Raw genomic sequence first — 24,669 nt, forward strand, 5'->3', positions numbered from 1 at the left:
CCCGCCGCGCCTGCTGCCCCTGCCGCCGCGGCGCCGGCCGCGCCCGCGCCCCAGGCCGCCGCGCCTGCCCCGCAAGCCGCGGCACCCGCGGCCGCTTCCACCGCCGACGGCAAGAAGCTGTACGACTCCACCTGTTTCGCCTGCCACGGCGCCGGCATCGCCGGCGCGCCCAAGTTCGGCGACAAGGCCGCCTGGGCGAAGTACATCGCCACCGGCGTGGATACGATGGTATCGGTCGCCATGCAAGGCAAGGGCGCGATGCCCCCGAAGGGCGGCGCCGCGAACGCGACCGAGGCCGACATCCGCGCGGCGGTGCAATACATGGTCGACGCGGCCAAGTAAGCCACCTCGTCCGTTTCGATCTGAAAAAACCCGGCCCACCGAAAGGGGGCTGGGTTTTTTATTCAGGCCGCGCCGCCGCATAGCGGCGCATTTTTGTCCTACGTCCCTCCTCTCCAGCCCGATACCTTGCTGGCCTGCGCCCGGATCAAGCGAGAAGCTGCCTGACGCCAGCCTCTGCGGAGCAGTCAAGGAAATGGAAAGCGGCTTGATCGACGCAGACTTGGGTGGCTTTCTCTACAAGAAACGGGTGGCCCGCCTTGGCAGCGGCAAGAGCGGCGGCTACCGCACACTGTTGTCAGCTCGCCTGGGTAGACGCTATGTGTTCCTGCACGGCTTTCCCAAGAGCGACAAGGCGGACATCACGCAGGGCGAAAAAAAGGCGCTGCAATTCGTCGGCAAGGTGTTTCTGGAACTGTCCCCCGTGCGCGAGTTCGAAGCCGCCGACATCAAACACCTGCGGGAAGCCCTGAAGTTCAGTCAGCCAGTGTTCGCGCTCCACCTGCACACTACCGCCTCGACGGTGCGCAAGTGGGAGCAGGGAGAAACCCGACCTGCCGGTCCGGCGCTCAAGCTGCTCAACATCATCGCCGACAAGGGCTTGCAGGCGATCCTCTGATCTACGCGGCAGGCGGCACGAGGCGCTGGATGGCTTCGTCGCTCAGGCCCAGGTAGTCACGCAGCACGGCTTCCGTGTCCTGCCCCAGCAGCGGCGGCGCGTGGCGGTACTGCACCGGCGTGTCGGACAGGCGCAGCGGGCTGGCGACAGACGGCGCCGTGCCCGCCAGCGGATGCGGCAGGTCCAGGCGCAGGCCGCGAGCCCGGACCTGGGGATCGTCGAAAGCCTGGTCGATGGTGTTGATGGGGCCGCAAGGCACGCCCACGGCCTCGAGCCGCTCCAGCCAGTAGTCGCGCGGCTTCTTTTCCATGATCCCGGCCAGGATAGGCACCAGCCGGTCGCGGTTGATGACGCGGTTGCTGTTGATGCTGTAGTCGGGATGATCGGCCAGTTGCGGCGCCTCGAGCACGCCGCAATAGGCGCGGAACTGACCGTCGTTGCCCACGGCGACGATCAGGTGGCCGTCGGACGCGGCGAACACCTGATAGGGCACGATGTTCTGGTGGGCGTTGCCGGCCCGCCGGGGCGCGATGCCCGAAGTCAGGTAGTTCAGGGCCTGGTTGCCCAGCATGGCCACCACGGTGTCCAGCAGCGCGACGTCCAGGTGCTGTCCCAGGCCGCTGCGCTGGCGTTCCTGCAGCGCGGCCAGGATGCCCACCGTGGCGTACATGCCGGTCAGGATGTCGGCCACGGCCACGCCGGCCTTCTGCGGGCCGGCTCCCGGCAGGCCGTCGCGCTCGCCGGTGATGCTCATGAAGCCGCCCAATCCCTGGATCATGAAGTCGTAGCCGGGGCGGCTGGCGTACGGGCCGGTCTGGCCGAACCCGGTGACCGAGCAATAGATCAGGCGCGGATTCACTTCCTTCATCGAGGCGTAGTCCAGTCCGTACTTCGCCAGCCCGCCGACCTTGAAGTTTTCGATCAGGATGTCGCTTTGCGCGGCCAGCTCGCGCACCAGCCGCGCGCCTTCGGGCGTGGCGATGTCCAGCGCGACCGAGCGCTTGTTGCGGTTGACGCTGAGATAGTAGGCGGCCTCGGCCGTGTCCCGGCCCTGGCTGTCCTTCAGGAACGGCGGCCCCCAGCTGCGCGTGTCGTCGCCCGATCCCGGCCGCTCGATCTTGATCACCTCGGCGCCCAGGTCGGCCAGGTTCTGGGTACACCAGGGTCCGGCCAGGACGCGAGTCAGGTCGAGAACACGGATGCCGGCCAGGGGGGAAGTGCGTGCTGTCATGCTTTGCTCGAATTCGCGTGAAGGAAGAACAAAACCGCGGGACCGGCCGATGCCGGGCAATCCGTAAGCTTACCCCACGGGCCCGGCGGCTCCCCGAGAATCACCGGCCCGGCCGCCGACGCCCCACGCCTGGCGCGCGCGTCCCGTCACAAGTCGTGAAGCCCCCATTCATGTCCGGTGATTACCGGCACCGGCGGGGTGCCCGTATGCTGGCCCGATGCCGGGGACGTCCGATTCCCCGGACAACCAGAACGGAGGAGCCATGCATCGCCACCCGCTCATGCCGGCCGCGTGGATCGCGGCCGCGTTCGCCTGTGTCCTGCCGCCGCTGGCCTCGGCCCAGGACATTCCAAGAAAGTCGATCACCATGGTCGTCGGCTTCGCACCCGGGGGCGGCGCCGACACCGCGGCCCGCCTGATTGCCAGGAAGCTGGCGGACAACCTGGGCCGTCCGGTCGTGGTCGAGAACAAGGCCGGCGCGGGCGGCAACATCGCCCACGACCTGGTCGCGCGGGCCGAACCCGACGGCTCCACCATCCTGCTCGGTTCGATCGGTCCGCTGGCCATCGCGCCCCACCTGATGAAGCTGCCCTACGACCCGGTCAAGGACCTGGCGCCCATCACCATGGGCGTCAACTTCCCGAACGTGCTGGTGGCCTACGCCGGCCTGGGCGTCAAGACGCTGAACGACTACATCGAGATGGCCAGGAAGCATCCCGAGAAGATGAGCTACGCTTCGACCGGCGCCGGCTCCGCCTCGCACCTGGCGGGCGAACTGCTCAACCAGCGCGCCGGCGTGAACGTCGTCCACGTGCCCTACAAGGGCGGGGCGCCGGCCATGGTGGACCTGCTGTCGGGACGAGTCGCCTCGTACTACTCCACGCCGTCTTCGGCCCAGCCCCATATCGAGACCGGCAAGGTGGTCGCCATCGCCACGACGGGCTTGAAGCGCCCGGCCTTCATGCCCGACGTGCCGACCATCGCCGAGTCCGGCATTCCCGGCTTCAATGCCACCAACTGGTACGCCTTCGTCGCGCCGGGCAGGACGCCCGCCGGCATACTCGACCGCTGGAACGAGGAAATCGTGAAGGTGCTGAAGGATCCCGACGTGTCGGCCCAGTTGATCAAGCACGGACTGACGCCCGATCCGATGAGCCGCGAAGAACTCGCCAGGTTCATCGCCGACGAGTCGGCCACTTGGGGCGCGATCATCAAAGAGCGCCACATCACCGCGCAGTAGTCTTTTCCTCCCGCGCCGGCGGCCCCTCGCCTGCGCGGCACTCCCCGCTTGCCGTCGGCCCGCGCTCGGCTCATAATAGCTAGTAGTATAGTTTACTATCACATTGAACCGAGCGACCGGGCAGGCACCCGGACGCCCGCGCGTCCAGCGACGACGCATCGAGGAGACAAGCTTGAAACCCAGTCTATCGTGTGGCCTGGTTGCGGCGAGCCTGGCGCTTGCCGGCATCCAGGCCGCTTATGCCGACGACTTCCCCACGCGCCCCATCCGCCTCGTCACGCCCTACCCGGCCGGCCTGACGCCGGACGTCGCCACCCGCATCATGGCCGAGAAACTGGGCAAGCTGTGGGGCAAGCCCATCGTCATCGAGGCCAAGCCGGGCGCCAACGGCTTCCTGGCGCTGGGCGCCGCCAAGCAGGCCGCGCCCGACGGCTACACCCTGCTGGTCGTGGGCGACGCGCACATGACCACCAATCCCAAGCTGCTGGCCTCGGTCCCCTACGACCCGCAGAAGGACTACACGCCGGTGTCGCTGTTCTTCCGTGCGCCCTTCCTGTTCTACACGTCCGCCTCGGCTCCCTATGCATCGATGCGCGACCTGATCGAGGCGGCCCGCAAGGATCCGAAGAAAATCACCTACGGTACGCCCTACGTCGGCAGTCCCGCCCATTTCGGCGGTGCCATCCTGGCCCAGGCCACGCGCACCGAGATGATGCCGGTCCACTACAAGGAAGGCGCGCAGATCTACACGGCGGTCGCCAACGGCGACATCAGCTTCAGCGTGGCCACCATCGGCTCGGGGCTGCCGCTGGTCAAGGCCGGCAAGCTGAAGATGCTGGCCACCGCCTCGCCGCAGCGCCTGGCCGACTATCCGCAGGTTCCCACCGTCAAGGAATCCGGCGGTCCCGACCTGGCCATCGAGACCTGGGTGGGCCTGGTGGCGCCGGCGGGCACGCCCCCGGCCGTGGTGCAGAAGCTCAACGCCGGCATCGCGCAGGTGCTGAAGGATCCGGAACTGATCGAGAAGTTCGCGGCGCTGGGGATCGAGCCCCAGGGCAGCACGCCGGCCGAGCTGTCCACGCGCGTGCGCGACGAACTGGCCGAGGTGGAGACACGCATCAAGCGGCTGGGCATCAGCATCGAATAGCCGGACGCGAGCGGCCGGCACGCCAGGCGCCGGCGCTATTTCAGCCGCATGTGCACCCGCACGAAGTCGCTGCGGAACAGGCCCTGGGATTCGTACACCAGGACTTCGTCCTTGTCGAACACCGAGCGGGTGACCACCATGATGGCGGTGTTCACCGGCACGTCCAGCAACTGGGCCACCTCGAAGTCGGCGTTGCTGGCCTGGATGGTCTGCTCGGCCCGGCCGATGCGGTCGCCCGCGTGATTCTGTATCAGCTGCATGGGCACGGGCGAGTTGAACGCCCGCTTGCCGATGGCGCGAAAGATCGTGCGCTCGACGTACGAATCGCCGACGAAGTACGGGATCTGGTTGTGCTTCTGCAGGCGGCGCAGGTGCTGGTAGCCGTCGGACGACAGCGAGCCGCCGTGGTGGTTGATCGATTGGGGCCGCATGACAGTGCTGCTCTCCAGCCATTCGATCTGGATGTCGGGCACGTGGTTGACCAGCGTATCCCAGCTGGTCGGGATATCGTAGAACACCCCGCTTTGCGGGCGGCGCAGGACGAAGGTGCCACGGCCGCGGTAACGGCCGATCAGGCCTTCGGACTCCAGGAAGCCGATGGCATGGCGGATGGTGGCGCGCGCCACGCCTTCTTCGCGGGCCAGTTCGTCCAGCGACGGGATCTGCTGGTCCACCGCCCACTCGCCCGTCTCGATGCGCTTCCTGAAGGACATGACCAGCTTGACGTAGATGGGCGTCCCCACCTGGGCCAGGTTCGCGATGGCGGTCGACGGTGTCGTGCGGGTGGCGCGGGGCGGAGGCAAAGTCATGAGGCGCGATGTGCTGGTTGACTAGCCTTTCATTCTATCAGTGGCCTGTCCCGCCATCGGCGGCGCGGACGGTAGGCTATAGTCGGTGCTCTTTCCGCAACACGCGCCGTCTTCGCATGAGCCTCGAATCCGTCCGCCATTTCCTGGCCACCCACGCACCCGACATCGCCATCATCGAACTCGAGCACAGCACCGCCACCGTCGAACTGGCCGCGCAGCACCATGGCGTCGCGCCGGGCCAGATCGCCAAGACGCTGTCGCTGCGGGCGGGCGACCGCGAGGTGCTGGTCGTGACACGCGGCGACGCCAGGCTGGACAACAAGAAGGCCAAGGCCGTGTTCGGCGGCCGCGTGAAAATGCTGCCGGCCGACGAAGTGGTGGCCGTGACCGGACACCCGGTGGGAGGCGTCTGCCCGTTCGGCCTGGCCACGCCGCTGCCCGTGTATTGCGATGTCTCGCTGCGGGCCTACGACGAAGTGCTGCCCGCCGCCGGTTCCACGCACAGCGCGGTGCGCATCGCGCCCCGGCGCCTGGCCGAGCTGGTCGGCGCGCAATGGGTGGATGTCAGCCAGGAAGCGGCCTGAGGCGCGTCTACGGCCTGAGGCGCGTCTATTTCAGGTCGGTGTGGATCTCGACGAAATCGCCGCGGAAGATGCCCAGCGATTCATAGACCAGGACGCCGTCGCGATCCAGCACCGACCGCGTCACCTGGATGACCGGCGCGCCCGAAGTCAGGTCGAGCAGGCGGGCGGTGTCCAGGTCGGCCACGCTGGCGCGCACGGTCTGCTCGGCATGGCCGACGCCGCCCGGCAGGCGAGCGTCCAGGATCTTCAGCGGGATGGGCTTGGCCAGCACGTCGGCGCCGAAGGCGGCGTAGACGTTCTTTTCGATGTAGGTATGGCCGATGCCGTAGGGAATGTGGTGGCGCAGCAGGCGCCGCTTGAGGGCCTGATAAGACTCGCCCAGCGCGGCGCCGGCGTGCACCGAGGCGGGCGGCTGCGCGCATTCGTGGCTTTCCAGCCACTCGACCTCGATGTCGGGCTGCGGCCCGGTAAGCTCGTCCCAGTTCATCGGGATGCGATACCAGATGTTGGACTGGGGACGCGCCGTGACGAAGGTGCCGCGGCCGCGGAAGCGGCCGATCAGCCCCTCGGCCTCGAGCATGCCCAGCGCATGCCGCACCGTGACCCGGCCCACGTCGAATTCCTCCATCAGCTCGTCCAGCGACGGAATGCACTCGTTCAGCGGCCAGACGCCGTTCTCGATGCGCTGGCGGAACAGCGCGAAGAGCTGCGCGTACATCGGCAGCCCGCCGCGCGGGCCGGTGTTGCCGGCACGCGCGGAAGTATCGGAAGCGTCGGTCGTGCGTCGTGCGGATGCCATGGAGCGAATCACCTGCGGCGGATGGCCAGTCTCGCGCCCCGGGGCGCAAACGCATATTGTGCCGGGGCGCGGCGGGCGCTGGCAATCGAGCCGTCCGGTCACGGCGCCAGCGCGATCACGTCCAGCGCGTAGTGGGCGTTGCCGCCGGGCGCGCCGTTGGCATCCGCGACGCCCACGGCGATGCGGGCGGGCGGATCCTGCGGAAAGAACTCCATCCATGCCTGGTGGAAGGCCTTGCGCTTGTCCAGGTCGTGCAGATAGAGCGTGACCTTCACCACGTGCCTGAGCGTCGCGCCGGACGCCGCCAGCACCGCCTGGACGTTGCGCAGCGCCTGGCAGGCCTGTTCGTAGGGATCGTCGGGCATGCGGTCGGTGGCCGGGTCGCGGCCGCGTATGGCCGACAGGAACAGGAAGCCCCCGGCCCGCACGCCGGGCACCATGCCCGGCATGCGATCGGGCGCGTCCGGCGACTGCGGCATGCTCGCCCTATCCATGCAGGAACTCCCGGATGATGGCGGCGGCGCGGTCCGGCGCGTCGGTCTGCACCTGGTGGCCGGCCCCGGGCACCCATTCGATGCGCGCGTCGGGCAGCATCTCGGCCAGCGCGCGGCCGGTGGCGGGCACGGCGAAGGTATCTTCCTCGCCCCACAGGATCAGGGTGGGAATGCGGCGCGTCAGCGCGGGCAGCGCTTCCTGCCATTGGGTCTGCAGCTTGAGCACCGGGTCGTTGCGCACGAAATCTATGCCCTGCGCCATGCGCTGGAAGGCCTCGAACGCGCCGGGCCGCGTGGCGGCGCGCTGGCGATCGTCGATGAGCGCGTCGGTGATGCGCGACTTGTCGATGATCAGGGCCTCCAGCAGGCGCTTCATGCCCGCGCGCGAACCGTCATAGCCCATCAGCGCATGCATGGCCTCGTTCGGCGCCTGCTTGATGCCCATGGAGCCGGCAATGGTGAGCGAAGACACGATGACGAGTTTTTCGACCCGGTCCGGATGCAGCATGGCGTAGTACACGCCCGACCACGCGCCCTGCGAATTACCCAGCACCGAGAACTTGTCCAGGCACAGCGCGTCGACGAAATCGGCGGTATGGGCCGCGCGGCTGATCAGCCCGTAGGGCGTGGGCGCCTGGGTATCGGTCAATCCGAAGCCGCCGATGGAATCGGGCGCGACCACGCGAAAGTCCTTGCCCAGCAGCGGCAGCACGAGCCCCATGCCCGATGCGCCGGACGAACCCGCGCCGCCGCCGTGCAACGCCACCAGCGTGGGCCCCTGGTCGCCGGCTTCCGCGTAGTGCGTGCGCACGCCGTTGGCCAGTACCCAGCGTGAACGAATTGCCGTGTCATTCATGATCGATGTCTCCAGTCGAAGAGGTGGACCCCGCCGGTCGCGGGGTCCGCTTGCTCAGTTGCCGTGCCGCGGCAGCAGGCCGCGGTCATGGTAGGCCTGCACGTAGCGCAGTCCCAGGGTGCCGGCGAAATTGCGGATCAACAGCGGATGCACGCCCCACTCGTACAAGGTCGCGAGATCGCGTTCGCGCAGGGCGCGCCGTTCCTCGTCGTCCAGCGCATGGCCATCGAAGGCGTGCTCGGCACCGGCCTTGAGCGCTTCCTGCAGCGCCGGCTCCTTGTCGAAGCGGAACAGGTAGCGCTCCAGCGCGTGCCTGTCGCGGCGCGCCCCGGCGGCCTGCGCAGGCAGGGTTTCACCCGCCTGCCCCGGAGGCAGCAGCAGTTCGGTCACGCCTATCCCGGTCACCCAGGCCTGCACCGGCTCGTAGGCCGCCACGCGCGCGCCCGTGGCCCGGGCCGCGCCGGCGGCCAGCAGCCAGTTGCGGATCTCGGCCGCGCCGTTGCCGGCGCTGCGCACCACCTCGGCCGCGTTCCAGCCGGCGATCTCGTCGAACCGACCGGCGGCGAAGCCTTCCAGGAAGCGTCGGTCGAAGTCGCGGTTGATGTGTCCGGTCTCGGGCATGCCGACCCAGTGGCTCAGGCCGCCGGTGCCCAGCACCGCCACGCGCGGCGCCAGATCCTGCGCGCGCAGCGCGTCGCCCAGCGCGCGGCCGAAGGCCAGGCAGCGGTCCAGGCGCGGCAGCGGTTCGATGGTGCAGTTCACGTACACCGGCAGCACCGGCGCGTCCCAGCCGGCCAGCAGCAATTGCAGCGGACACGAGAAGCTGTGGTCCAGCGGCAAGCCGCGCGCGCCGGCCGCGTCGAAGCCGGCGGCCACCATGCCCGCGTGCACCGCTTCGCCCAGGCCCGCCACGCCGGTGTAGTCCCGCCTGGGTACGCCGAACTCCCCATGCCCCGGGAAGGCCGCGCCGGTACCGATGGCGAACACCGGCAGCGCTGCCTGGTCGAAGGTCAGGAAATGGTCGGTGGCGACGACCACGAGCACGTCCGGGCGCGCCTCCTTGAGCGAGGCGGACAGGGCCGAGAAGGCCTGGAACACCCGGTCGGCGCGCGCCAGGTCGTCCGGGTCGCCCTTGGGCGCGCGCATCATGGCGCCGGTGTGGGCCGTGGCGGCGGCCCAGACGATCTCGCCCATCAGCTATCCCCGGCGTCCAGATGACGATGCAGGAAGCCCACGAAGCGCTCGTAGGTCAGCGCGGCGGCCTCGGGCGAATAGCGCTCCAGCGTGCTGTCCATGTACGCATGGCGCGCTCCGGGATAGACATGGAAATCGATGGGCGCGGGCGCCCGCGCTTCCAGCGCTTCCTTCAACGCCAGGGTCTGGTCCATGGGAATGGCTTCGTCGGCCTCGCCGAAGTGCAATTGCATGGGCGCCTGGATGCGCGGCGCCAGGGCGATGCGCGAACGGTCCCGGCCGTCGGGCGAATAGGCGGCCGGCACCACCGGCAGCGCGTACAGCACCACCGAGCAGGCCAGGTCGCGCGTGCCGGCCGCCCAGGCCAGCACCGTGCCGCCGCCCAGGCAGTAGCCCAGGGCGCCGACGCGCCCCACCCGGGGCTGCGCGCGCAACCAGGCCAGCGCCGCCTGGCAATCGGGCACCACGACCTCGTCGCGCGCGGCGATGAAGGCCTTGCTGCGCCGCTCCTCGGCGGTGGTGTAGTCCTGCGGCGGGCGGCCGCCGATACGGCTGTACGGATCCACGGTCAGGACGATGAAGCCCTCGGCCGCCAGGCGCCGCGTTTCCTCCTGGCGATGCTCGGTCACCCCCAGGTTCTCGGGCGCGCAGACCACCGCGCCCAGCACGTCGTCGCCCTCGGGCTCGGCCAGGTAGCCCCGCACCTCGTCGGCGCCGCTGGGAAAGGCCACCCAGCGGCCATGGCTGGTTCGCTTGTTCATGGATGCCTCCTTCAGGCCGCGACCTGGATGTCGAACAGGGATGCCTCGCCCTTGCGGCGCACCTCGACGTCGAGCAGCGTGGCGCAATGCGGGCAGGCGTGCTGGACGACCTCGAGGTCGTGGTGGATGCGCACGCGCGGGCCCAGGTCCTCGGGGGTGGCGAGGTGGTGGCGCGCGTAGTCCTTCCAGTTCTCCGCCGCCGGCGCGATGGCCGTGTCGCAACTGTTGCAGACCAGGTAGGGCGTGCCGGACGCGCGCACGATGCGCGCCACGTCGCCGACGATGGCCACCGGCTCGGCCTGCTCCGTGCGCGGTGCGGCGGCCAATGCCTTGCCGGCCGGCCACGCCAGCCTGCGCTGGCGGATCGCGGCGCGCGCGGCGGCGGTGGCGGCTTCGTCCAGGGCGCCGCCCTTCGTCACCACGCCGAAGATGCGTTCGGCCACCTGGGCCGAGAAGGCCCCGGCCGCGACATCGGCGGCCACGCCGCCGGCCGGCCGCCCCAGCGGATCGCCCCAGCCGCCGCCGGCGGTGGGATTGCACTCGTACACGTCATCCTTGCCGAACTCGAACTCGGGCGGCTTGGCGTTGAACTCGACCTCCTCGCCCTGCAGTCCGTCCATGCGGTCGGGGAACACGCCGTCGGCCAGCAACTGGCGGATGTTGCTGTGGCGCAGGAAGCGGCGATGGTTGCAGCCGCTGGGATAGCCGCCGAACAGGCCACGCGAGGTGGGCGACTGGTAGCCGTGGCAGGCCACCAGCGATTCGACCTCGTCCACGCCGTGCAGCACGAAGGCCGCCCCGGCGGCCTGGCCGCCCACGTTGCGGCCGGCCCCCGAGCTGTCGGTGATGATGCGGCGATACATGTACAGCACCGGCAGCTTCAGTTCCGTGGTCTCGACGTTGGGCGCGCGGCCGGCGGTGATGTTGCGCTGGCCCGAGACGCTCACGCCATCGCGGTGCGCATAGGCGCCGCCGCCCGACAGCATCACTTCCAGGATGGGCGCGGTGGCCGGTTCGCCGTACTGGTTGCGGCCGTGGATGTGGAACAGGTCCGGTCCGCTGGCCGGCGACGACTGCGCCTCGGCCAGGTAGTCCGGATGCGTGGCCATCAGCTTGGAGATGACCTCGGTGGTGGTGACCTCGACCAGCCACATCGCGCCCAGCGGCCCCTGGCTGCACGGCGCGGGGAACTTGCACGAGACGATGGAACCTTCGGTGGACAGCACCTCCAGCGGCCGCAGGAGGCCCTCGTTCCACGGCAGGTCGTAGGCGATGACCGGCAGGATGCCGGCGTAGACCCCGGCCAGGAGGCCCGTGCGCGTCGCGTTGACGAAGCCCGGCGCCTGCGGGTCGGACCCGGTGTAGTCGAACACGATGCGGTCGCCCTGCTTGCGCAGTTCGACGTGGATCTTGTAGATCTTATTGTCGAAACCGTCGTGGTCCAGGAAGGCCTGGGCGCGGAACACGCCGTCGGGCAGCTCCTTCAGGCGCTTGCGCATCTTGGTCTCGGACAGGCTCATCATGCCGTCCATGACCGTCAGCACCGTGTCCACGCCGTACTTGGCGATGGTGTCGAGCAGGCTCTTCACGCCGATGTTGTTGGCCGCCATCAGCCCCTTCAGGTCCAGGCTGATGTTGGTGGGCAGGCGCGACATGCCGGTGATGAAATTCAGCACGTCGCTGCGCAGCTCGCCGCGATCGATGATCTTGACCGGCGGGATCAGCATGCCTTCCTGGCGGATGTCCTTGGCCATGGAGGCGAAGCTGCCCGGCACCATGCCGCCCACGTCCAGCTGGTGGGCGCAGGCGCCGGTCCAGCCGATGCGCTTGCCGTCGACGAAGATGGGCGCCAGCACGCCCACGTCCGGGCAGTGCAGCGCGCCCTTGTGCGGGTGGTTGACGATGAACATGTCGCCCGGATTGATGCCGACGGTGTCCTCGCAATCCTCGATCACGTGCTTGACCATCAGCGACAGCGAGGCCGCGTGGAAGGTCACCGTCTTGCCCATGGTGACCACTTCGCCGAAGGCGCGGTAGAGGCCGGTGTTGAAATCGGTCGCCTCGTTCACCAGCGCCGATCCCGACACCGAGGCCAGCGTGGCCGCCTGTTCGTCGGTGATCGACAGCAGCCGGTGGCGGATCACCTCGAAGGTGATCGGGTCGACCTCCTTGGCCGTGTATTCGTAGACCTGATGCATGCTCGTCTCGATAGCGTTATTGGTTGCGCGCGATGGAAATCACGAAGTTGCCGTAGGGCTCCATTTCGACCGACTGGTCCGGGCCGACGACGATGGTGGTGTCGGGCCGCTCGATGATGCAGGGGCCCGCGATGGCATGGCCGGGGCCCACGTCCTCGCTGCGGTAGATGTCGGCGCGGATGAAGCCGTGGCCGTAGAAATAGACCTGCCGGTCGGACACCGGCCGGTTCGAACGGCCGGCGCCGTCGACCTGGCGCGCCGCCGGCTTGATGACCGGGGACGTGCCCTCGACCCGCACCACGGTGAACTCCACGCCCGAGCTGCGCAGCGCGGTGTTCTTGCCGTAGATGCGCTCGTACTGCGCCTCGAAGGCATCCACCAGCGCATCCACGTCGGCGGCCTGGAGCTGGCCGGCCGGCACCTCGACGCCGATCTCGTGTACCTGCTGGCGGAAACGCATGCCGATGTAGCGGTGGATGGTGACGTCGTCGCCCAGCGCCTCGCGGGCGCGGGCCTCGATCTGGCCGAAGCCCTCGTTCAGAGCCGCGATGTCGATGTGCTCGGATGCCCGCTTGAAACGCGCCGGCGCGTGCTGGCCCACCGCCAGCGAGAACGAGCGGTGGCGGTCGCCCGTGACCGTGCCGTAGGCCGAATGCGCGGGCCCGGTGTTGGGTACGACCACCTTGCCGATGCCGGCCACCTCGGCGTACTGGTGCGCATGCGTGGCGCCCGCGCCGCCGTAGGCCATCAGCACGAAGTCGCGCGGATCGTAGCCCGCGCGCAGCGTGACCCGGCGCAGCAGGTCCGCCATCTGGTTGTTGGCGACCTCGCGTATGCCCGCGGCGGCCTCTTCCACGCTCATGCCCAGCGGCTCGGCCACGTACTTGCGCACGGCCTGGCGCGCGGCCTCGACGTCCAGCGCCATGCGACCGCCCAGGAAGTAGCGCGGATCGATGATGCCCAGCACCACGTCGGCGTCGGTGATGGTCGGCTCGACCCCGCCGCGGCCGTAGCACGCCGGCCCCGGCGTGGAGCCCGCGCTTTCCGGGCCCACCGTCAGGTGGCCGTCGCGCACGCGGGCGATCGAGCCCCCGCCCGCACCGATGGCCGTGACCTTGATCGACGGCAGCGCCACGTGGAAACGGCCCACTTCGCGCACCGTTTCCAGCAACGGCTGGCCATCCACGATCAGGCCCACGTCGAAGCTGGTGCCGCCCATGTCGGCCGTCAGCACGTTGCGATAGCCCAGCAGGTCGCCCAGCTTCTGCGAGGCCAGCACGCCGCCGGCCGGGCCCGAGGTCAGCAGGTTGGCCGCCTGGAACGCCGCCTCGGCCGCGGGCAGCACGCCGCCACCCGACTCCATGATGGAGATCGGTCTCTGGAAGCCGAAGCGCCGGATCGCCCCTTCCAGCCCGTTGATGTAGCGATGGATGACCGGGCCGAGGTAGGCGTTGATCGACGTGGTCGAGGTGCGCTCGTATTCGCCGATGATGGGCACCAGCAGCGAGGACGTCGTCACGAACAACCCCGGCGCCTCTTCTTCCACCAGTTCGGCCAGGCGCCGCTCGTGCGCCGGATTGCGGAACGACCACAGCAGGCTGATGGCGATGGCCTCGACGCCCGCGTCGCGCAGCTCGCGTATGGCCTGGCGCGCCGCCGCCTCGTCCAGCGGCACGATGACCTCGCCCTTGTAGTCCACGCGCTCGACCACGCCCTTGATCAGGTCCTGCGGCACGATGGGCTCGGGCACGCGGCGCTTGGAGAAGTGCGAGATCTCGTGCGTGGGCATGCCGATCCAGCCGCCCATGGCGCGCTGGATGCGCAGCGTGTCCTCGAAGCCGCGGGTGGTCAGCAGCCCCGTCTTCGCGCCCTTGCGTTCGATGAACGCGTTGGTCGCGGCGGTGGTGCCGTGCGAGAAGTATTTCAGTTCGGCCACCAGCCGATCGGCCGGGATGCCCAGTTCCTCGGCCGCCAGTTTCATGGCGTCCAGCACGCCGCGCGTGCGGTCGTCGGGCGTCGTCAGCGCCTTGAAGATGCGCACGTCGCCGTCGTCGGACAGAAGAACGAGGTCGGTGAACGTCCCTCCGATATCCGTACCTATGTAAGACACGAGTCTTTCCTCCAGATGCCGCCCCAGCGGGCGATCGTTCCCCGGCACACGGCCGCCGCGCGGCCGCGTCCGAATCTGGCGCTATTAGAACCCGAAAAACATTCTATGTATAGAACTATAGAATGTTAAAAGACTAGGTAATTACCCTTTTAGGGCGGCAAGCTGGCGCCGCTCGACGCCCTCGCCGGCTCAGCCTTTCTTCAGCAGCGACTTCAGCCGGTCCAGCCTTTCCTTGGCGCTGAGCCCGGGCGTGGCATCGGCCACTTCGTCGGTCTCGAGCCCCATTTCCTTGATGAAGCGCGAAGGTTCGCGCGCGATGTCCTCGCGGCCGCGCTTGCGCTTCTTGCACCAGGTGACGGTCAGCGTGCGGCGCGCGCGCGTGATGCCAACATACATCAGCCGGCGCTCTTCCTGCACCCGCGCTTCCAGCGATTCGGCCGCCTTGGCGGGGTCGCCTTCCTCGTCGTCCTTGCCCAGGTGAGGCAGCAGCCCTTCCTCGGTGCCGACCAGGAACACATGTGGATACTCCAGGCCCTTGGAAGCATGCAGCGTGGACATGCGCACCAGGTCGGGGTCCTCGTCGTCGCTTTTCTCGAGCATGGTGATGAGCGCGATGTGCTGGACCAGGTCCATCAGGCTCATCTTGTCTTCCTCGGCCTTGCGCTTGAGCCAGCCCAGGAGGTCCAGCACCGTCTGCCAGCGGTTCTGCGCGCCGCGCTCGTCGAAGTGGTCGTACAGGTAACGCTCGTACTGGATGGCGCGCACCAGGTCGTCCAGGATCTCGGAGGCGGTCTCGCCCGACGGGGCGGCATCGCCCTTGGCGGCGCCGGCGCGCCACTGCATGCGGTTGATGAACTCGCAGAACTCGCGCAGCGGGCCGAGCTGGCGCGGTTGCAGGCGCTGCTCCAGGCCGGTCTCGAACACGGCGGCGAACAGCGGGATCTCGCGTTCGCCCGCGTAGGTGCCCAGCACTTCCAGGGTCGACTGGCCCACGCCGCGCTTGGGCGTGGTGATGGCGCGGATGAAGGCCGGATCGTCCTCGTCGTTGGCGATCAGGCGCAGGTAGGCCATGATGTCGCGCACCTCGGCCTTGTCGAAGAAGCTCTGCCCGCCCGACACCATGTACGGGATCTTCAGGTTGCGCAGGGCCTGCTCGAATATGCGCGCCTGGTGGTTGCTGCGGTAGAGGATGGCGAAGTCGCGCCAGTCGGCCTTCAGCTCGAAACGCGCGGCGGAGATGCGCATGGCCACGGATTCGGCCTCGGCCTCTTCATCGTCCATGGGAATGACGCCGATCGGATCGCCCACGCCCAGGTCCGACCACAGCTTCTTGTCGAACAGCTTGGGGTTGTGCCCGATGACGTTGTTGGCCGCCGCCAGGATGCGCTGCATGGAACGGTAGTTCTGCTCGAGCTTGATGACGCGCAGGTTGGGATAGTCGGTGGTGAGCTTGGCCAGGTTCTCGATGGTCGCGCCCCGCCACGCATAAATGGCCTGGTCGTCGTCGCCCACCGCGGTCAGCATGGCGCGCGGTCCGGTCAGCAACTGCACCAGCCGGTACTGGCAGGCGTTGGTGTCCTGGTACTCGTCCACCAGCAGGTAGCGGATGCGCGACTGCCAGCGCTCGCGCGCCTCGGCGTCGGACTCCAGTAGCCGGGCCGGCAGGCGGATCAGGTCGTCGAAATCGACGGACTGGTAGGAACGCAGGGTGGCGTTGTAGCTGCGGTAGACGCGCGCGGCATCGCGCTCGCTCTCGGTGGTGGCCAGGCGCTCGGCCTGGTCGGGCTCGACCAGAGCGTTCTTCCAGAGCGAGATGGCGGTCTGCACGGCACGGATCAGGCCCTTGTCGGTGGTGGCGACCAGCTCCTGCACGATGCCCATGGCGTCGTCCGCCGCCAGGATGGAGAACTGCGGCTTGAGCCCCACCTGCTTGGCTTCCTCGCGCAGCATCTTCACGCCCAGCGAGTGGAAGGTACTGATGGTCAGGCCCTTGATGGCATTGGGCGGCGCGACCGCCCCGACCCGCTCGGCCATCTCGCGCGCGGCCTTGTTGGTGAAGGTGAGCGCGGCCACGTTGCGCGCCGAATAGCCGCAGTCGCGCAGCAGGTAGGCGATCTTCTGCGTGATGACGCGGGTCTTGCCGCTGCCGGCCCCGGCCAGCACCAGGCAGGGGCCGTCCAGGTAGCGGACGGCCTCGCGCTGCGCCGGGTTCATGCCGGCGTCGAGCGGGGGCAGCGCGGCCGATGCGCGTCCGTCGGGCTTGTTCAGCCGCGAGTCGGCGCGGTCCATGGCACGGGTCGCGGCGGAAGAGGAAGAGGCAGTCATACGCTAGCTTGGAAATCGATGGCGCGCGGCGGACGGCCGCGCGGACGGTACTCGGGGGCGGACATGGACGGCGGCCAGGGATCGCGCATCAGATCTCCAGCGGATCGACCTCGAGGTGCCAGCGCACCCGGGCGGCCGCCGCCAGGCCGGGCAGCACGCCGGCCCACGCGCGCAGGAAACCCTGCAATGCGGGACGGCTGTCGCTTTCCACCAGCAACTGGGCGCGTTCGACATTGGCCACGCGAACCACGCGCAGCGGTACAGGATCATAGAGCGTAATGCGCGACATATCCGCGGCCTGGGACGAATCGGTCCCATCGCCCCCCTCCGTCCAGGCCCGGGCCTGCGCCAGGAAGGCCTGGGCTTGCGCCAGTTCGCGCGCCTCGGCGGTCAGCAGGGCCTGGTAGGCGAAGGGCGGCAATCCCGCCGATTCCCGTTCGCGCAGCGCGTAGCGCGCGAAGCCCGCGTAATCGTGGCGCACCAGGGCCTGGTACAGCGGCTGCTCGGGATAGCCGGTCTGGATGTAGACCTCGGCGGGCGTGCCGGCGCGGCCGGCGCGGCCCGCCACCTGCATCAGTTGCGCGAACAGGCGCTCGGGCGCGCGGAAGTCGTGCGAGAACAGCATGGCGTCGGCATTGAGCACGCCGACGAAGCCCAGGTTCTGGAAGTCGTGCCCCTTGGCCACCATCTGCGTGCCGACCAGAATGTCGATGTCGCCCGCATGCATGCGGGCGAACAGCTCCTGGGCGCTGCCCTTGCGGCGCGTGCTGTCGGCGTCGATGCGCGCGATGCGCGCGCCGGGGAACAGCTCGCCCAGGTGTTCCTCCAGCCGCTGCGTGCCGCGGCCCATGGGCTGCAGGTCCTGGTTGCCGCAATCCGGGCAGGCCATCGGCACCCGCTGCTGCCAGCCGCAATGATGGCAGCGCAGCTCGTGGCGTCCCGGACCGCCCGGCACGCGCGGCGGCTGGCGGTGCAGCACCATGTAGGCCGAACAGCGCGGGCAGCCGCTGACCCAGCCGCATGCGTCGCAATGCAGGACGGGCGCATAGCCGCGCCGGTTCAGGAAGATCAGCGATTGCTCGCCTTTCTCCAGCCGCTGCGCCACGGCTTGCAGCAACGGCGGCGCCAGGCCCTGCTGGAGTTTCACGTTGCGGGTGTCGAGCAGCCGGATGCGCGGCGGTTCGGCCGCCAGGGCCCGCTGCGGCAGGGACAGCAGCAGGTAGCGGCCCGTCTGGGCGTGGTGCCAGGTCTCCAGCGATGGCGTGGCCGACCCCAGGATCACCGGCACGCCGCGGTCGCGGGCGCGCCAGATCGCCAGGTCGCGGGCGGAATAGCGCAGCCCTTCCTGCTGCTTGTAGGAAGGGTCGTGTTCTTCGTCGACCACGATCAGGCCCAGATCGGGCAATGGCGTGAACAGCGACAGCCGCGTTCCCAGCAGCACGCGGGCCTGTCCCCGCACCGCCCGCAGCCAGGCCTCCAGCCGCTCGCCGTCGGCCAGCCCGCTGTGCAGCACGGCCACCCCGCCCGGCCCGGCGATGGCCTCCAGGCGCCGGCGGAAGACCTGTTCCAGCTGCGGCGTCAGGTTGATCTCGGGCACCAGCAGCATCACCTGCCTGCCTTCGCGCAGGACGCGTTCGGCCACGCGCAGGTAGACCTCGGTCTTGCCACTGCCGGTCACGCCATGCAGCAGGACGGGCTTGAAGCCCGACAGGCCCGACAAGGCGTCCACCGCCTCCTGTTGAGCGGCGTTCAGGGCAGGCGGGGAAACCGGCGGCGCGCTGGGCGTTGCTTCCGGGCTGTCAGTCGTAGAAACGCTAACGTCGGAAGTAAGCGCCCGCTCTTCATCCTCTGCCTGGCTCTTCTTGCGCCGCGTCCGCTTGGGCTTGGCCGCCCGCGCGGCCTTGGCGTCCAGCCGCGCCACCGGCCCGCCACCGGCCCGCAGCCCCTGGTAGGCCGTCGGCTTGCGCAGCGGCCCGGGCAGCGCGGGCAACATGACCTCGCCTAGCGGCCGCTGGTAATAGTCAGCCGCAAAAGCCGCCAACTTCAGCCAATCTTCGGGAAATGGCGGCAGATCGTCCAGCATCTGCACCACGTCCTTGACCTGCTCGACCGCAATCGCCGGCGCCGCGGGGATCTCGATCACGATACCTACCATCTCGCGGCGGCCGAAGGAAACGATCACGCGCTGCCCCACGCGCGCACCGGCCGGCGCTCGGTAGTCGAACAGCCCCGCCAGCGGCACGTCCAGCGCCACGCGTACCCAGGTCGTCCCTTCCTGCCCGCATGACGGCGAGACCAGAGATAGAGGGACGGACGGGGATGTGGACAACTGGTGAACTCCGCTTGAAGACTGCGGCATCCTGGCCGCGGGAACTTAAAGTAAAACCTCTGAATCTTTGCTAACCCCGCCGCTCGACAGGGAATTTTTAATCGGGCCGGAAGCTGTGGATAACTTTGGGGACAACCGGCGCACAATTAAGGTAATAGGACGTAGACGGAAAGTGCTTGCTTTGGGATCTAATGATACAGATCCACAAAAATCCATAAAAATCAAATGCTTACAACCTACAACCGTGGCCCCGTCGAGCTTGCAAGATACGTTCCCGACAAAAGCCCGAATGTGCATAAGTTGAATCCGGGCTCTGGGCAATACGGGTTAGCACTGCCATTCGCCCCGCTCGGGGACTCGTCCACAAGGAGCGTCTAGGCGCCGGCGCGCTGCCTGCGGCTGTGCTGGTGAACGGCCTCCACCAGCACGTCGACCGCCTCGGGCGGCGTGAACTGCGAGATGCCATGTCCCAGGTTGAAGACATGGCCCGGTCCCGGGCCGTAGCTGTCCAGCGTGCGCGCCACTTCGGCCCGGATGCGGTCCGGTCCGCCGAACAAGGTCATCGGGTCCAGGTTCCCCTGCAAGGCGACGCGATCCCCTACCGCGGCCCGCGCCTTGCCCAGGTTGACGGTCCAGTCCAGGCCGACCGCATCGCAGCCGGACGCGGCGATCTCTTCCAGCCACAGCCCTCCGCCCTTGGTGAACACGATGGCCGGCACCTGCCGGCCTTCATGCTGGCGGACCAGCCCGGCCAGGACCTGCCTGGTATAGGCCAGCGAGAACTCCTGGAACAGCCCGTCGGCCAGTACGCCCCCCCAGCTGTCGAAGATCATGACCGCCTGCGCGCCCGCCTCGATCTGGGCGTTCAGATAAACCGCGACCGCCTGGGCGTTCACCGCCAGGATCCGATGCATGAGGTCGGGCCGGCTGTACATCATGGTCTTGACCGTGCGGTAATCGCTGGACCCGGCGCCTTCCACCATGTAACAGGCCAGGGTCCACGGGCTGCCGGAAAAGCCGATCAACGGCACGCGGCCGTGCAAATCCCGCCGGATCTGCCTGACGGCGGCGAACACATAGTCCAGCTCGGCCATGTCGGGTACGGCCAGGTTGGCCACGTCGGCCTCGGTGCGCAGCGGACGCGCGAAGCGCGGTCCCTCGCCCGCGGCGAAGTCCAGGCCCAGTCCCATGGCGTCGGGCACGGTCAGGATGTCGGAAAACAGGATGGCCGCGTCCAGCGGAAAGCGCGCCAGCGGCTGGAGCGTGACTTCGGTCGCGTAGTCGGGGTTCTTGGCCAGCCCCAGGAAGGAACCGGCGCGCGCCCGGGTGGCGTTGTACTCGGGCAGGTAGCGGCCGGCCTGCCGCATCAGCCAGACCGGCGTGTATTCGGTTTCCTGGCGCGCGAGAGCCCGCAAAAAGACGTCATTCTGGAGTTTGGGCTCGGACACGGCAGACCTCGGCAAAGAGAAGCCTGGGATTTTACCTGGGTGGCGCTCGGGGCCTAGGCGAACTTCATCAGCAGCAGCCCCGCCACCAGCAGCCCCATGCCGGCCCAGCCGGCGGGCCGGATGTGCTGGCCGAACAGGGCCCGCCCGGCCAGCGCGGTCGCCAGGATGCCCAGCGCCCCCCAGGCGGCGTAGGCCACCGACAGCTCGATGCCCTGCACCGCCACGTACAGGCAGGCGAAGGCGCCGAAGACCAGGGCGATGGACAGCGCCCCGTACCGCTTGCGGGTGAAGCCCCGCGACAGTTTCAGGAAGATGTTGGCCGCCACTTCCAGGGCAGCCGCGATCAGCAGCATGGCCCCGTGGAACCAGGTGAAGGAATCCAGCATGACGCCCCCTTACCGCGAGGCGGCAAGCGCGGGGACGGCGTCCTCGTCCGGGGCGGGCGTCATGCCACGCTTGATCAGAAGGATGCCGCCCAGCACGGCGACAATGCCGGCCGCCTTGGCGGGGCCGATGCTTTCACCGAACCAGGCCAGGCTGACCAGCGTGATCGCCACCAGCCCCACGCCTTCCCAGACCGCGTAGGCCAGGCCCACCGGCACACGTGTCACGGCCAGCGACAACGCGTAGTACGACGCGCCCAGCAGGACGAACATCGCCGCCAGGCCGCCCAGGTGTCCGTGGGCGCTGCTCCATTTCATGAAGCTGGTGCCCGCCACCTCGGCAGCGATGGCGATGGCAAGAAAAAACCAATGTCGCATGATGCGCTCCTCGTTTTCATGGTTGTTGCGGAATTGTTACCTTGCGAGCAACAATATTCCGGCCATGATGACGAAGGGCAACAGCACCTTGGCGGCAGCCACCAGAACCTCGGCCGGGCGGAACGCGAACGCGGGGTCCGGCATCGCCGGCGGGATCGGGTGATGGATTCGGGTGGTAATGGGCGTATTCATGATGCGCTTCCTTTGAGTGACGAGCGCGAGCAGCCATGCGGCTGGCGCGGCAGTCGTGGTAATGGCGAGGTCGGGGTGCGGCCGCCGGAGGCAACGATGGAGTGCGCGGCGGCGCGGGCGTCCGGACGACGCTAACGATCCGGTGCGGGCAGGACCGAGGAAGCGCGGAAGACACGGGCAGGATGACTGCGGGATGCCGGCCGCACGCCATGCGCGGCGTGGGCGGGAATTCCGGAATATCCTGCGGCGAACGTGGCAGGGCGCCTTGCGATCGGTCCGCGAAACAGCGGGCAGAACATGGGGTCGCTCCCTATGAAAAAGGATACTTATTGCGTATTCCAGTATAGGGCGTCATTGCTTCGATGCCTTGACCATATTGTTATCTATACTTGAACAATGGACCGCCTGACTCCCATACGCGCCTTCCTGGCCGTGGCCGACACCGGCAGCTTCACCGGCGCCGCGCGCAAGCTCGGCGTCTCGCGCTCGGCCATCACCGGCCACATCCAGGAACTCGAACGGCACCTGGGCACCCAATTGCTCAATCGCACCACGCGGCGCGTCTGGCTGACCCGCGAAGGCCGGCGCTACGCCGAGCGGGTGGGCATGCTGCTGGAAGGGCTGGCCGAGCTGGATGCGGAAATCCAGACGCGCAGCGGCCGCGCCGAAGGCCACCTGCACGTGGAAATGGCCGAATCGGTGGCCAACGCGCGCGTCATCCCGCGCCTGCCGGAATTCGTCCAGGCCTATCCGGACATCTCGCTGCGCATCTCGCTCAACGAAGGCGTGGTCGACCCCACCGTCTCGGGCGCCGACATCGGCCTGCGCGTGGGCCCGCTGCGCGATTCGCCGCTGCGCTTCAAGCTGCTGGGCCGGGGCAACTACATCATGGCGGCCAGCCCCGCCTACCTGAAGCTCTATCACGCGCCGCGGCATCCGGATGAACTTCGCCGGCACCGGCTGATCGAGTTCTGGGATCCGGACACCGGCCGCCCCTACGACTGGCAACTGGTCAAGGGCAAGCAGACCGTCAGCGTGGCCGCCGAGGGCCGCCTGATCGTGGACAACACGCGCGCGGGCCTGACCTGCGCGCTGGCGGGGCTGGGCATCTACGAAGACCTGGACTTCCTGCTGGCGCAATCGCTGGCGGAGAAGCGCCTGGTGCAGGTACTGCCCGACTGGAAGCGCCCGGGGCCGCCCATCGCGGTGCTGTACACGGCGCGTCGCCCGGTGCCGCCGCACATCAAGGCCTTTGTGGATTTCCTGGTGTCGGTGTTCGGGTCGGGGCGCGGCTGAAACGCACCCGCGCCGCGGATCATTCCGGCACCAGGCCGATCTTCTGGGCCACCGCCTGCCACTGGACGAGATCGCTGCGCACCGTGGCGCCGAACTCCGCCGGCCCTTCGGGCAGGATCTCGAAACCGGAGGCCACCAGGCCCGGGCGCACGCCCGGCTTGTCCAACGCGCGCCGGATCGAGGCCGCCAGTTTGTCGATCACGGCCGGCGGCGTGCCGGCGGTGGTCATGACCCCGCCCCAGATGGTGGCCGAGTAGGTGGGGAAGCCCGATTCCTGAACGGTTGGCACGTCCTTGAGCAGGGACAGGCGGCGGCCTTCGGCCGTGGCGATGACGCGCACCCGGCCGCTCTGGATGAACGGCAGCGCCGAGATGATGGACGCGAACATGACCTGCACCTGGCCCGCGATGAGATCCGTCAGCGCCTGGCTGGCGCCCTTGTAGGGCACGTGGACCATCCGGATGCCCGAGACCTGCTTGAACAGTTCGGCCGCCATGTGGTGGGGCGTGCCGCTGCCCGGGGAGGCGTAGTTGAGGCGGTCGGGATGCTCGCCCGCATAGGCCACGAGCTCGCGCATGTTCTTCACCGGCAAGGCGTTGTTGACCACGATGACAATGGGCTGGTTGGCGATGCGCATGACAGGGGCCAGATCGCGGGCCACGTCGAAGGGGATGTTGCGCAGCACGAAGGGATTGATGGTCAGCGTGTTGGTGGCCAGCAGCAGCGTGTAGCCATCCGGCGCGGCCCGGGCCACGAGGTCGGCGCCGATGTTGCCGCCGGCCCCCGGCTTGTTGTCGACGATGATCGGCTGGCCCAGGATGTCCGCCAGCGGCTGCGCGATGTCGCGCGCCAGCACATCGTTGCCCCCGCCCGCCGTGAACGGCACGATGAAGCGCATTTGTCGGGTGGGATACGCGTTGCCCTGGGCGCGGGCACCGCCCGGCATCCCCCATGCCATCGCGGGCAGCGCGGCCAGGAGGGCACGCCTGTTGTGGTTCATAGCTGTCTCCTCTCGGACGGGACGTTCGTTTTATAGTCCCAATATACGAAATATACTGACACTAAAATCAAATTTTTCCTATTTATTTTTTCGTATTCTGGGATTTTTACGAAACAAGAGACGAAAAACGCCGCCACCCTGGATGCGGGCGGGCCCGCCCGAGAGGTCAGTCCGCCCCGGTCCGGGGGTCCGCGATCTGGCGTATGCCGGCTTTCAGGGATTGCAGCAGGCCGTCCTTGTCCAGCACCTCGTACCGCTCGGTGCGGAACACCATGACGAGGCCGGCGGGCATGTTCAGGGGATCCTGTTCGATGGGGGCCGCCACGCCCACGTTGCCCTGGTCGAGTTCGCTGAAGGACACCGCGTGGCCCGCCCGCTTGACGGCGGCCAGCAAGGCCCGAAACGCTTCCCACGACTCGCCCAGGCCGGCCTGGGCGATGGCCTGCGCGTGTGCGCCATAGAGTCGCTTCTGGCGGGCCGGCGGCAGGCAGGCCAGCAACACCTTGGAGCCCGCGCCTCGGAACAGCGGCATCTCCCGGCCCCGGCCGTAACTCATGACGAGTTCCTGGTCGCCGCTTTCGCGGTGCGTGACCACGACCTGGTCCTCGTAGAAGACCGTCAGCAGCACGTCGCACTCGTACCGCTTGCGCAGGGCCTGCATGACCGGCAGGCTGGCCATCAGGATCGGGTCCCTTTGCCGGATGCAGTAGTCGAGCTGGATGATGCGCGGCCCCAGCGCGTACCCGCCCGCCGCGCGCGTCAGGAAACCCGCGTCGCACAGTTCCTTGACGTAGCGATACGCGGTGCCGCGGCTGTAGCCCAGGGTCGACATGATCTCCTCGGCGGTCAGGACGGCATGTTCCGACGAGAAGGCGTCGAAGACGGCGAGCATACGTTTGAGACTGGACATGTCCGCGGATCCGGGGCGGTGGGGGAT

22 protein-coding genes and 2 pseudogenes are annotated in these 24,669 nt (G+C 68.4%); 7 read left to right on the forward strand and 17 right to left on the reverse strand.

Annotated elements, in window-relative coordinates; translation table 11 throughout:
- From CDO46_RS20255 to CDO46_RS28425, 3 genes and pseudogenes are all read left to right on the forward strand, one after another.
- Positions 1-342 (forward strand): cytochrome c5 family protein (locus CDO46_RS20255; RefSeq protein WP_140416888.1); only part of this gene is annotated, 342 nt, incomplete at its 5' end.
- Positions 343-463: 121 nt separating this feature from the next.
- Positions 464-760: pseudogene (locus tag CDO46_RS28420) on the forward strand (type II toxin-antitoxin system RelE/ParE family toxin); the annotation flags it as partial.
- A pseudogene (locus tag CDO46_RS28425) lies at positions 761-958 on the forward strand (helix-turn-helix domain-containing protein); the annotation flags it as partial.
- A gap of 1 nt (position 959) precedes the next feature.
- Here the strand turns inward: CDO46_RS28425 and CDO46_RS20265 are convergent.
- Positions 960-2,189 carry a CaiB/BaiF CoA-transferase family protein gene (locus CDO46_RS20265; protein ID WP_087840305.1) on the reverse strand — a complete coding sequence of 410 codons (1,230 nt, stop codon included), beginning with the start codon at positions 2,187-2,189 and terminating at the stop codon, positions 960-962.
- A gap of 262 nt (positions 2,190-2,451) precedes the next feature.
- Here CDO46_RS20265 and CDO46_RS20270 point away from each other — a divergent pair, with 262 nt between their 5' ends.
- Together CDO46_RS20270 and CDO46_RS20275 are read left to right on the forward strand one after the other, a co-directional pair.
- A complete protein-coding gene (locus CDO46_RS20270; protein WP_087840307.1) occupies positions 2,452-3,429 on the forward strand; it encodes a tripartite tricarboxylate transporter substrate binding protein in 978 nt (325 codons plus the stop codon).
- Between the two features lie 172 nt (positions 3,430-3,601).
- Positions 3,602-4,576, forward strand: a complete 975-nt coding sequence (locus CDO46_RS20275) for a tripartite tricarboxylate transporter substrate binding protein (RefSeq protein ID WP_087840308.1) — start codon at positions 3,602-3,604, stop codon at positions 4,574-4,576.
- A gap of 35 nt (positions 4,577-4,611) precedes the next feature.
- Here CDO46_RS20275 and CDO46_RS20280 read toward each other — a convergent pair whose 3' ends face one another.
- Positions 4,612-5,385 (reverse strand): GntR family transcriptional regulator, encoded by a 774-nt coding sequence (locus CDO46_RS20280; RefSeq protein WP_087840309.1) that lies wholly within the window; start codon positions 5,383-5,385, stop codon positions 4,612-4,614.
- A gap of 116 nt (positions 5,386-5,501) precedes the next feature.
- Here CDO46_RS20280 and CDO46_RS20285 point away from each other — a divergent pair, with 116 nt between their 5' ends.
- Complete coding sequence (locus CDO46_RS20285; RefSeq protein ID WP_087840310.1) at positions 5,502-5,969, forward strand: YbaK/EbsC family protein; 468 nt, start codon at positions 5,502-5,504, stop codon at positions 5,967-5,969.
- Positions 5,970-5,994: 25 nt separating this feature from the next.
- Here CDO46_RS20285 and CDO46_RS20290 read toward each other — a convergent pair whose 3' ends face one another.
- The 13 genes from CDO46_RS20290 to CDO46_RS28430 all read right to left on the reverse strand — a co-directional run bounded on the left by CDO46_RS20290 (position 5,995) and on the right by CDO46_RS28430 (position 21,436).
- A complete protein-coding gene (locus CDO46_RS20290) occupies positions 5,995-6,768 on the reverse strand; it encodes a GntR family transcriptional regulator (RefSeq protein ID WP_165963235.1) in 774 nt (257 codons plus the stop codon).
- A 98-nt stretch (positions 6,769-6,866) separates the two neighbouring features.
- Positions 6,867-7,247 carry a RidA family protein gene (locus CDO46_RS20295; RefSeq protein WP_176400803.1) on the reverse strand — a complete coding sequence of 127 codons (381 nt, stop codon included), beginning with the start codon at positions 7,245-7,247 and terminating at the stop codon, positions 6,867-6,869.
- Positions 7,248-7,254: 7 nt separating this feature from the next.
- Entirely contained in the window at positions 7,255-8,118 is an 864-nt protein-coding gene (locus tag CDO46_RS20300; protein WP_087840313.1) for an alpha/beta fold hydrolase, read from the reverse strand.
- 54 nt (positions 8,119-8,172) lie between these two features.
- Entirely contained in the window at positions 8,173-9,312 is a 1,140-nt protein-coding gene (locus CDO46_RS20305) for an extradiol dioxygenase (protein WP_087840314.1), read from the reverse strand.
- Positions 9,312-10,073: a dienelactone hydrolase family protein gene (locus CDO46_RS20310; RefSeq protein ID WP_087840315.1), complete on the reverse strand. Its 762-nt coding sequence runs from the start codon at positions 10,071-10,073 to the stop codon at positions 9,312-9,314. Before CDO46_RS20310 ends, CDO46_RS20305 begins: the two co-directional genes overlap by 1 nt.
- Positions 10,074-10,084: 11 nt before the next feature.
- Positions 10,085-12,271 carry a hydantoinase B/oxoprolinase family protein gene (locus CDO46_RS20315; protein WP_087840316.1) on the reverse strand — a complete coding sequence of 729 codons (2,187 nt, stop codon included), beginning with the start codon at positions 12,269-12,271 and terminating at the stop codon, positions 10,085-10,087.
- 16 nt (positions 12,272-12,287) lie between these two features.
- On the reverse strand, positions 12,288-14,381 hold the full coding sequence (locus tag CDO46_RS20320) for a hydantoinase/oxoprolinase family protein (RefSeq protein WP_132980123.1): 2,094 nt from the start codon (positions 14,379-14,381) through the stop codon (positions 12,288-12,290).
- A 189-nt stretch (positions 14,382-14,570) separates the two neighbouring features.
- Positions 14,571-16,595: a UvrD-helicase domain-containing protein gene (locus CDO46_RS20325; RefSeq protein ID WP_087840477.1), complete on the reverse strand. Its 2,025-nt coding sequence runs from the start codon at positions 16,593-16,595 to the stop codon at positions 14,571-14,573.
- 199 nt (positions 16,596-16,794) lie between these two features.
- Positions 16,795-19,005 carry a primosomal protein N' gene (locus CDO46_RS20330; protein WP_254914647.1) on the reverse strand — a complete coding sequence of 737 codons (2,211 nt, stop codon included), beginning with the start codon at positions 19,003-19,005 and terminating at the stop codon, positions 16,795-16,797.
- 404 nt (positions 19,006-19,409) lie between these two features.
- The gene (gene hemE / locus CDO46_RS20335; protein WP_087840320.1) at positions 19,410-20,483 is read right to left on the reverse strand and encodes a uroporphyrinogen decarboxylase; all 1,074 of its coding nucleotides are present in this window, start codon (positions 20,481-20,483) and stop codon (positions 19,410-19,412) included.
- 53 nt (positions 20,484-20,536) lie between these two features.
- The gene (gene mdtI / locus CDO46_RS20340; protein WP_087840321.1) at positions 20,537-20,869 is read right to left on the reverse strand and encodes a multidrug/spermidine efflux SMR transporter subunit MdtI; all 333 of its coding nucleotides are present in this window, start codon (positions 20,867-20,869) and stop codon (positions 20,537-20,539) included.
- Positions 20,870-20,878: 9 nt separating this feature from the next.
- Positions 20,879-21,244 (reverse strand): SMR family transporter, encoded by a 366-nt coding sequence (locus CDO46_RS20345; protein ID WP_087840323.1) that lies wholly within the window; start codon positions 21,242-21,244, stop codon positions 20,879-20,881.
- A gap of 36 nt (positions 21,245-21,280) precedes the next feature.
- Positions 21,281-21,436 (reverse strand): hypothetical protein, encoded by a 156-nt coding sequence (locus tag CDO46_RS28430; protein ID WP_165963236.1) that lies wholly within the window; start codon positions 21,434-21,436, stop codon positions 21,281-21,283.
- 396 nt (positions 21,437-21,832) lie between these two features.
- Here CDO46_RS28430 and CDO46_RS20350 point away from each other — a divergent pair, with 396 nt between their 5' ends.
- Positions 21,833-22,732, forward strand: coding sequence for a LysR family transcriptional regulator (locus CDO46_RS20350; protein WP_087840324.1), 900 nt, complete (start codon positions 21,833-21,835; stop codon positions 22,730-22,732).
- A gap of 19 nt (positions 22,733-22,751) precedes the next feature.
- On the opposite strand, the gene CDO46_RS20355 is transcribed toward CDO46_RS20350, so the two are convergent.
- Together CDO46_RS20355 and CDO46_RS20360 are read right to left on the reverse strand one after the other, a co-directional pair.
- On the reverse strand, positions 22,752-23,732 hold the full coding sequence (locus CDO46_RS20355) for a tripartite tricarboxylate transporter substrate binding protein (protein WP_087840325.1): 981 nt from the start codon (positions 23,730-23,732) through the stop codon (positions 22,752-22,754).
- A gap of 166 nt (positions 23,733-23,898) precedes the next feature.
- Positions 23,899-24,642: an IclR family transcriptional regulator gene (locus CDO46_RS20360; RefSeq protein ID WP_087840327.1), complete on the reverse strand. Its 744-nt coding sequence runs from the start codon at positions 24,640-24,642 to the stop codon at positions 23,899-23,901.
- Between the last annotated feature and the right edge of the window lie 27 nt (positions 24,643-24,669).

Origin of the sequence: Pigmentiphaga sp. NML030171, from assembly GCF_002188635.1 — a bacterium.
Lineage (GTDB): Bacteria > Pseudomonadota > Gammaproteobacteria > Burkholderiales > Burkholderiaceae_B > Pigmentiphaga > Pigmentiphaga daeguensis.